At 34.0% G+C, this 6,861-nt stretch carries 9 protein-coding genes; 1 reads left to right on the top strand and 8 read right to left on the bottom strand.

What is annotated here, in order from left to right; all coding sequences use genetic code 11:
• From ACYVEC_RS28845 to ACYVEC_RS28815, 7 genes are all read right to left on the bottom strand, one after another.
• Positions 1-58, bottom strand: a 58-nt coding sequence (locus tag ACYVEC_RS28845; protein ID WP_460509429.1) for a helix-turn-helix domain-containing protein, incomplete at its 3' end; no start/stop codon positions are given.
• 411 nt (positions 59-469) lie between these two features.
• On the bottom strand, positions 470-1,789 hold the full coding sequence (locus ACYVEC_RS28840; RefSeq protein ID WP_275718805.1) for an aromatic amino acid transport family protein: 1,320 nt from the start codon (positions 1,787-1,789) through the stop codon (positions 470-472).
• A 294-nt stretch (positions 1,790-2,083) separates the two neighbouring features.
• Complete coding sequence (gene sdaAA / locus ACYVEC_RS28835; RefSeq protein WP_063222626.1) at positions 2,084-2,974, bottom strand: L-serine ammonia-lyase, iron-sulfur-dependent, subunit alpha; 891 nt, start codon at positions 2,972-2,974, stop codon at positions 2,084-2,086.
• A 22-nt stretch (positions 2,975-2,996) separates the two neighbouring features.
• Positions 2,997-3,695: an L-serine ammonia-lyase, iron-sulfur-dependent subunit beta gene (gene sdaAB / locus ACYVEC_RS28830; RefSeq protein WP_063222627.1), complete on the bottom strand. Its 699-nt coding sequence runs from the start codon at positions 3,693-3,695 to the stop codon at positions 2,997-2,999.
• A gap of 802 nt (positions 3,696-4,497) precedes the next feature.
• Entirely contained in the window at positions 4,498-4,827 is a 330-nt protein-coding gene (locus ACYVEC_RS28825; protein WP_064774806.1) for a hypothetical protein, read from the bottom strand.
• Between the two features lie 259 nt (positions 4,828-5,086).
• Positions 5,087-5,224 (bottom strand): hypothetical protein, encoded by a 138-nt coding sequence (locus ACYVEC_RS28820; RefSeq protein WP_161940517.1) that lies wholly within the window; start codon positions 5,222-5,224, stop codon positions 5,087-5,089.
• A gap of 36 nt (positions 5,225-5,260) precedes the next feature.
• The gene (locus ACYVEC_RS28815) at positions 5,261-5,554 is read right to left on the bottom strand and encodes a hypothetical protein (RefSeq protein ID WP_063222628.1); all 294 of its coding nucleotides are present in this window, start codon (positions 5,552-5,554) and stop codon (positions 5,261-5,263) included.
• Positions 5,555-5,835: 281 nt separating this feature from the next.
• Between ACYVEC_RS28815 and ACYVEC_RS28810 the strand changes: the two genes are divergently transcribed.
• Positions 5,836-6,177 carry a YolD-like family protein gene (locus tag ACYVEC_RS28810; protein ID WP_063222629.1) on the top strand — a complete coding sequence of 114 codons (342 nt, stop codon included), beginning with the start codon at positions 5,836-5,838 and terminating at the stop codon, positions 6,175-6,177.
• Between the two features lie 98 nt (positions 6,178-6,275).
• Here ACYVEC_RS28810 and ACYVEC_RS28805 read toward each other — a convergent pair whose 3' ends face one another.
• Entirely contained in the window at positions 6,276-6,851 is a 576-nt protein-coding gene (locus tag ACYVEC_RS28805) for a replication-relaxation family protein (protein ID WP_275718810.1), read from the bottom strand.
• Positions 6,852-6,861 lie beyond the last annotated feature (10 nt).

The following is a 6,861-nucleotide window of genomic DNA, read 5'->3' as shown; positions in this document are numbered from 1 at the left end:
GTGTCGCTTGTGCTTTATTTGAATAGATACGAAATTTATATGCTTTATTGATCATCATTCATTTCACCCCCATTTCGATATGGTTCTATTATACAACAAACATACATTCGGTTGGTAGTGAAGTAACAGTTTATGTATGTCGAACAATTAAGATGGCTTTCTGCCATCCCTTGTCCGAAGCCAATTCATCTCCCACCTACTCACTTCGCGTTCCTTGAGGAAGGAGTCTTCTTGGCTAAAATGATAAAATTTTCGTTTTGGGGATACTTCAAAATATTAGCTTGATGGACATGGGACGGCACCCTAATATGCTTGAATTAAAAAGAAAAAAGGACAAACACTCCAATGTGAGAAGTTTGTCCAAAACCATAATCTCTTTGGTTTAACAATATAAGATTAAATTCCGCTAGGAATCTTTCGTTCTTTTTTCATATCCCACTATTTTTGCATGAGAACCAACAATAGTGAATTAGAATAATGAATTAATACTCGCTAGGACAGTAAGGATACCTATAATAATGACAAATACATTGCTCGTTTTCCCTTTATATTTAGCTAGTACTGGTACTTTATGAATCGCATACATTGGTAATAGACATAAGATAGCAGCAACTAACGGACCGCTAAGGGCATCAATAAGTCCAAGAATACTTGGATTTGTATAAGCAACAAACCAACATGTTAATACGACAAAAGTAAGGATCATTGTCTTAACTGTTTTTTCTCCTATATCTTTCCCGCGTGTTTTACTGGACTTGATAATCATGTCGCGCATTACCTCATACGCTCCTATATAATGGCCAAGGAAGGACTTTGTTATGGCCGTAAAAGCAATGATAGGAGCTGCAATAGTGATTACAGGCGAATTAAGCTCATTAGCGAGATATGATAGGATTGACAAGTTCTGTTCTTTTGCCATCATAAGATCATTTGGAGTCAAACTCAAGGTACTGCTCCAAACAAAGAACATAACAACAGCGAATGTCATGATATAACAAACTTTTTGAATTTGAGCACACTTGGCATCAGTAGCTTCTATTCCGTAAGTAGCTCTCTGTTTCATAACAAATGACGAAATCATAGGAGAATGATTAAACGAGAATACTATGATTGGTAGTATCATCCATATCGTTCCGAAATATCCTGTTCCTGTTGAAGCAGTAGAAACACTTGAAAAACTAAGCATTGACGTATTCCACTGTGGAATCAAAGATATTGCGATAAAAAGTAGAGAAGCTATGAAAGGATATACTAGCATGCTCATTATCTTTACAGTGATATCTTGACCAAAATTTAGTATAGCTATAAGACCGAGTACTAATACAAGCGATAAAATGGCCCTTGGAGGCCCCTGCATATGCAATTGATGCACGATAAAACTACTTGCAGTATTTGTAAGTGCAACCGAATACATCAGCACGATCGTATAAATTGAGACGAAATATACGATGTTAAAAATGATACTTGCCTTATTTCCGAAATACTCTCTTATTGTGCCTGTAATCCCCTCATCAGCAGAATTTGAAGCGTATATCATTTTAGCAAGCGCCCTATGTGAGTAATACATAACTGGATATGCAAGTAATGTAATGAGTAGTAATGATAATAAACCACCTGAACCTGCATTAATCGGTAAAAAGAGTACTCCTGCTCCAATTGCTGTTCCAAAAAGGCTCAGTGCCCAAGTAGTATCCTGTTTATGCCACTTTTTAGGATCTGGATAGTTCTCATTTTTTACTACAGTATTTTCAGCTTGAAATTCTATGTGTTTTGCAGTATTCCCGTTCATATAATAATTCCTCCTTGTGTCCTATTCTTACAGCTCTTTTTAAGACTTAAGAATATAGACCGTTCTTGAAAAATGATTTGCTTACAAAGTGCGCCACATCGTGTGCCCTTCTTCTAAGTTGATCAAAATCGAAAAATTCGCGAGGTACGACCTGATGGGTTTGGTTGCATTTACAATATATTATAATGATTTAGTAGTATATTTTAGTGATATTGGCTCTCAATATACAGACATCCTTAGGAGAACAATAGAGAATAAAATTGTTAACTATTTCACAATGTTTCCGATAACTGTTTATTGATTTGATTGTTTCTCTCCAAAGATTTTATTTTTAATCGCAACCCCTGTAGGTGTGGCCGCAATTCCGCCTAAACCTGTCTCTCTTAATTCACGAGGCATCTGTCTTCCAACTCTATACATCGCATCAATAACTTCGTCAGCATTGATGATATTATTTACGCCGGCTAATGCGATATCCGCTGCTGCTAAAGCATTTGCCGTCCCAATGGCGTTTCTCTTTACACAAGGAATTTCTACCAAACCAGCGACCGGATCACAAACTAAACCGAGTAAATTTTGTAATGCGGTTGAGAAAGCTTCAGAAGATTGCTGTGGCTTTCCTCCAGCAGCTTCTACCGCTGCTGCAGCCGCCATTGCTGAGGCACTACCTACTTCAGCTTGACATCCTCCGTACGCTCCTGAAATACAAGCGTTATTTGCGACTATCGTTCCAAATAACGCTGAAGTGAATAGAAAATGGATCATATCTTCATGACTTAACTGCAATGTATCCTTAATACTAAATAGGACTCCCGGGATCGTCCCACTCGCACCTGCTGTTGGGGTTGCACAAATAGCCCCTAATGCAGCATTTACTTCATTAACACCGATAGCACTTTGGATCCCTAACACCATCAAATCTCCAGAAAGAGTTTTCCTATTTTCTCGATAGTTTTTCATTTTCACAGCATCACCTCCGGTTAAACCGGTCGGAGAGAATACCCCGTCTCCCTCGATGCTTTTATTTATGGCATTTTCCATAGTCGTTAAATTTCTTTCCATTTTACTCCAAACTTCTTCATAAGAAGTTTTCGTTTGTTCGATTTCCTGTTCGATTGCTAATTCATAAATTGGCTTTTGGCTTTTATTAGCTGCATCTATAATTTCTTCTATGGTCATATACATATTTTTTCACCCCTTAAAGTAACTAAAGAATAATGATATTAGCTATATTGCTTAGATTTCCTAATTCATTCTGAACATTACCAGGCAATAGCGAATCCAAAGCGAATGCGTATAAATATTTTCCGTTTTCTTCTAAACTATGAAAGTTGTTAATTTCCACATCATATTGTTTGAAGATCCTTCGTAAGACAAATTCAAAGTCAGCTCTTTCGGAAATCGCAATAATAACTGGCAATGGCCCCTGCAGATCTAAGCTAAATCCGTCCATTTCAACATGTTTAACTTCAATTAATCCACCGCCGACCGAAATACCCATCGTTCTAATACTTCGGCTTTCATCCTCTACATATACATCTGCCGTATTTGGATGACCAGCAGGACTATCACCCGCTTTTTCAATAAAGGTAATGTCAATTCCTTTATATTCTGCTATTTTAATGGCATCTGGCACTTTGCTGTCATCAGCAGCAAATCCTAATATCCCAGCAATAATTGCAAAATCAGTTCCGTGTCCTTTATGGGTTTCAGCAAATGATTCATAATACCTTACCACGACTTTTTTTGGAAGACCTTGAAATAATTTATTGGCAACTGTTCCAATAGCCAAAGCACCTGCAGTATGTGAACTTGAAGGACCTATCATTACAGGCCCAATCACGTCAAAACAACTTTTGTATTTAACAACCTTTTTCTCTTTAATAGATGCTACATTCATGTTCATATAAGCACCCCCATAATTTATTATTTTTCATTGTAGTTGAATCTAAGTTATTAGAATGACCAATTGAAAATAAGTTCCCATCGATAACGCTTTCATTTTTATGTTGAATAACTTTCCCTCCTGATCACAGACCTTTCTTAGAGTAATCGTATCAGTATGTCCAATTGTAGAAGGTTACTTGTAAGGCCTTTAGAATTTTTGCACCAGAACTAGGTTTGATATTTTCTCTAGAGGTAATAGATTATCTCTCGACGCCCTCATTATAACTTGTATATTTATGAGTTTAATGTTTTTTTATTTTTAGAAAGATTGAATACACAGAATCTTGAATAGATAATAAATTACACTTGGTATGTAGCAATTATGTCCATTGTTTGAAGCTGTATTAGTTAGTAGAAAAGCAAAAATAACACAGAGTTTCTTTTATTAACACATTGATTATATTGGAAAATCATTATAAAGATACTTATACTTTCCTTTGTTGAAACATCTTATCTTAGACGTAAAGACTGTTACAATAAATGATTAATGTAGATGGAAAGGAATAAATTAATGAAATATAAAACCCCTTTTGGATATTAATGATACATTTTGAATTTTTATACGTTTTCAGAAAAAAGGAACTTCTTTTTATAAATCTTGGACATAGTAATATTATTACTTTACTGCTGTTCCGAACTAAAGAATCAAGCGATAAGGCTTCTAACCGCAAGGGCTGTGGAGATAGCCTAATAAATTAGAGTTCGATAGAACTTTTTACTTAGGAATCCCCCTCTGCTAAACGAAGTGAAAGTGGGGGTGTTCAATCTACAAAGAATTCTTTTACTTCATAATCCATATGAGTAGATACCTTAACAGAAAAACCCTTATTTTTATCATTAGAGATGTATCCATCAACAAAAACCTTTAAACCTCCCATTTCACCTGAAAATTCAGCATTTGTTATAGTAACATCAACATTTTTTTCTTTCTTAAAATATTCAATTGTAGCCTTCTTAGCTTTATCTTTAATTTCTTGTTGTTCTTGAGACGACATCGCCCATATGGGATTCACTGCATCTATGAATTTTATTACTGTACAAGAACCAACTCCTAAAATAAGCAAAAACGTAACTAATAGTATTTTTTTCATTTGTTATCACCTCTACTTCTATTTTGTAACCCATTATTTATCATCTCTTTCGCTATTCATTTAGTGATCAGACCAGATACCAAGGTTGATTCCAACTGAGGAATAGAAAAAATTACCATTTTTTTATTTTCTTCTATTATAGTATAAAACAGAATAGTAAGCTGAACTATTTTAATTCAACATAATATGTACTAATTGAAAACTAATAACTAAAAAAGAAAGAGAGTGTATGCACGAACTTACACTCTCTCTCTTTCATTTAGTTTGTTTCAATTCTATATGTGTTTGGCTTTTCTAATCCAACTTGAATTGCACCTTTTTGAGTGTATGAAATAAATGAATGTGCCTTAAATTCTCCGAAAGTATCACCTTTAGGACTATGTATAAATAAATGCAAAGAATCTAATCCTTTTCCTTTATATTGCTCTTGAATTTATTTTGTAATTTCTTCCAGATCTTTTTCGGATGTTTTTTCTGTAGTTACTCTAACTTGACGTTGCTCAGTCTTTTTAAACTTGATATCTTTAACTATTTTAAACTCTACACTTTCTTTTGCATTTTTCGCTGGAGCTGGTGACATAACTATCATTACAACAAATAAGATAAATGCTGCTAATGAGAAAAAGAACATGTTCTTTTCCTTACCCTTTTTCTTTACTTTAAATACAATTCCTGCTAGTAACAACAATAAACACGCTACAAAACTAAAAGCACCTATAACCGCCATTAATTACTCCTTCCGTCCAAGCAAATATTCTTTAAATATTCCTCTGCCTAAACTCAATTTAATATTTATAAATCCCAATGTGAAATTATAAAAATGTACAGTAAATATTACAAGTCTACAAAAAACAATTTGTAATTTAGTTGGATTAAACAAAGAGTGGGGTTCTATATTTAATAAGAATCTCGTTAGAGATACACTATATTTTTTTATAAACAATACCAACCTCTCTAAAGTTTGATATAATCATACAGTTATTAATAGCAATTAGGGAGATATAAAGCATGAACGATACAAATATGCCAAAAGAAATAGGAACGGCTAAGCGGACTCCATTCGCTACGATACCGAAGAAAGTCATCGGTATTGGTAAGATTGTAAAAAAACAATCAAAAGTGGAGCGTCCTACATTAACCCAAGACGAACAAGAAATTATTGAAAACAAGTTAATATGTTCATTCCTTTCTGAAGAGAAGATATTGATTACTTATTATAGAGATGGTCATTTGCTTACTAGATATATGACTGTAACTGACATGAATCCGATAAAGAATTTAATAACTTGCACTGATGCATCCTATAACAGAATTTTTCTTGATTTTATAGATATAATCGATTTAAGATAAAAAACATACATTTTTCCAAATATAGCGGGGAATATCAGACTTTGAATTAGAAAATCTGATATTAGGAAACAATACTATGAAGATTATGAGGTCTATTTTTAAAACTTTCTCTTTAATTGGTTCATAAAATCATCTATGGAAATAGCTTGGAATATACGTAAATGAGGAGAATGAATCTCGTACTTTTTATCTGTAATTATAAGGATTGAAGGAAAGAATTTAGAACCTTTCGGTTGCCAGGATTCATTATGCCATTCTTGGCTATGGAAATATAACTCATATCTGTTTATCTTATCTTGCATTATCTTTTTACTATAAACCGAATTTTGAACTTCAATAAAAAATGGGGATCTACGCCATATAGTAAAAGCATCTGGCTCCATATATTCTTTCCCATACTTTGATTCAACTTTGAATAGTTTAGGATTTTCATAATGAACGAGTTGTTTGTATACATCCACAATACCAAGGAAATGAGGGATTTTTTGACTTGTCTTTCTGATAGAGCTTGGCTGCGGAAAATAAATGTATGGGTGCTGCAATACGTTAGCATCAACATGGCCGTCTCTTCTTAATCGTTTCATAACCGTATTACAGCAAGTTACCGCATTCTTTAAGCCTTGAAAATGCAAGTCAATAATATCGTCACGGGACATGCATCTAAATCGATTCAAATCATTCAAA

Source organism: Bacillus sp. MN7755 (genome assembly GCF_054771475.1).
Note: the sequence above shows the minus strand (reverse complement) of the source record. Positions and strands in the feature narration are given on the sequence as shown.

What these genes read in the sequence shown, in the direction of transcription:
- ACYVEC_RS28840 (WP_275718805.1), bottom strand. Translation starts at nt 1,789, where the DNA reads ATGAACGGGAATACTGCAAAACACATAGAATTTCAAGCTGAAAATACT.
- sdaAA (WP_063222626.1), bottom strand. Translation starts at nt 2,974, where the DNA reads ATGTATATGACCATAGAAGAAATTATAGATGCAGCTAATAAAAGCCAA.
- sdaAB (WP_063222627.1), bottom strand. Translation starts at nt 3,695, where the DNA reads ATGAACATGAATGTAGCATCTATTAAAGAGAAAAAGGTTGTTAAATAC.
- ACYVEC_RS28825 (WP_064774806.1), bottom strand. Translation starts at nt 4,827, where the DNA reads ATGAAAAAAATACTATTAGTTACGTTTTTGCTTATTTTAGGAGTTGGT.
- ACYVEC_RS28815 (WP_063222628.1), bottom strand. Translation starts at nt 5,554, where the DNA reads ATGGCGGTTATAGGTGCTTTTAGTTTTGTAGCGTGTTTATTGTTGTTA.
- ACYVEC_RS28810 (WP_063222629.1), top strand. Translation starts at nt 5,836, where the DNA reads ATGAACGATACAAATATGCCAAAAGAAATAGGAACGGCTAAGCGGACT.